At 40.8% G+C, this 1,326-nt stretch carries 1 protein-coding gene; it reads right to left on the bottom strand.

Annotation, left to right across the window (positions count from 1 at the left end):
* The coding region (locus tag HP398_RS30500; RefSeq protein ID WP_173624493.1) for an IS110 family RNA-guided transposase at positions 1–1,166 on the bottom strand (1,166 nt) is incomplete at its 3' end.
* Positions 1,167–1,326: the final 160 nt, after the last annotated feature.

Below are 1,326 nucleotides of genomic sequence, written 5' to 3' on the forward strand. Positions count from 1 at the left end.
AGGATGTAAATCCAGTGAATCAGTTTGTTTACGCAAGCAATGATGGTGACTTTAAACGGCTTTCCTTCAGCGCGTTTTCTGTCATAAAACTCTTTTAGCTTCTTATTGCGCGAACTCCTGATGCCACATAGGACAGCCATATATAAGGCATGTCGCAACCTGCTGGAACCTCTTTTCGTGATTCGATTAATGGTTGCAGTAAACTTACCAGAAGAATGCACACTAGGATCGATTCCGGCAAAGGCAACAAGTTTTTTAGGGTGATTAAACCGCTCTATCTCACCAATTTCAGAGATAATCGTTGCCGCGATTTTTTCTCCGATACCAGGGATAGATTGGATAATCTTATATTCTTCAATTTCTGATGCGAGAGCATCAATTCGTTGCTCCAAATTGGACAGATGCTCTTGATATTGAAGAATCATACGAATATACATCTCAAGACTGATCAAATGACTTTCGTACACTGCTTTTTGAAATGGATTGCGACTTGCTGCGTCCATTATTTTTTTCGCCTTTTCTTCGGCCCAAGTGTTGGAACGACTGATACATATAGCTTCGATTCGTTTCGTCAATTTAGATTCCTTAGCTTTTAAGACCTCTTCCGAGGTAGGGAACTCCAGTAAAATGTGCAAAGATACCTTCGAAAACAAGTTTCCAAATACAGTTCTAAACTCAGGGAATACTTGGTCTAAAATGGCATGGAACTGTAATTTTGCTTGCACACAAAGATCAGTTAGAGAGTCATGCTGTCTTGTTAGATTACGGAGGTTTAACAGCTGTAACCCTCTCTTCTTATAAGGTTGTAGTTCCTCCTTGTAATACAGCTCACATAAATGATAAGCGTCAATCGCATCCGTTTTTACCTTGCGTAAGCTTGATTTTTTTGCTTGATATGAGATGAGTGGGTTTATAAGAATATACAAGTAATCTTGTTCTTCTAGACACTGAGTAATCGGAGTCTGGTAGTGTCCAGTTGACTCCAGAACAACCGGAGGTTGTTGACCAGTTATACTTTCTACATTCTTGAGAAAGTGAAGAAAAGTATCTAGTCCCTCACGAGTATGCGAAATGCTAAAGCTTTTTCCATATGGCTGACCCTTGTCTAAAAATACCTGAACTTGGCTTTCCCCTTTAGATACATCCAGACCAACGACTGGATTCATTGTATCGCTCCTTTTCTAAGATAATTTGCCGGTAACCCCTAATCCTGCTTGTAGTATCATAGCTTCGCTTGTTATACGGGATCTCGTCCCAACCAGCCTCAAACATGTTTCTACAAGTAGGGGGTGAACAGTTTAGCGTACGGGGTCAATGCCCCACGGG

The sequence above is a fragment of the Brevibacillus sp. HB1.4B genome (assembly GCF_013284285.1).
Taxonomy (GTDB): domain Bacteria; phylum Bacillota; class Bacilli; order Brevibacillales; family Brevibacillaceae; genus Brevibacillus; species Brevibacillus porteri.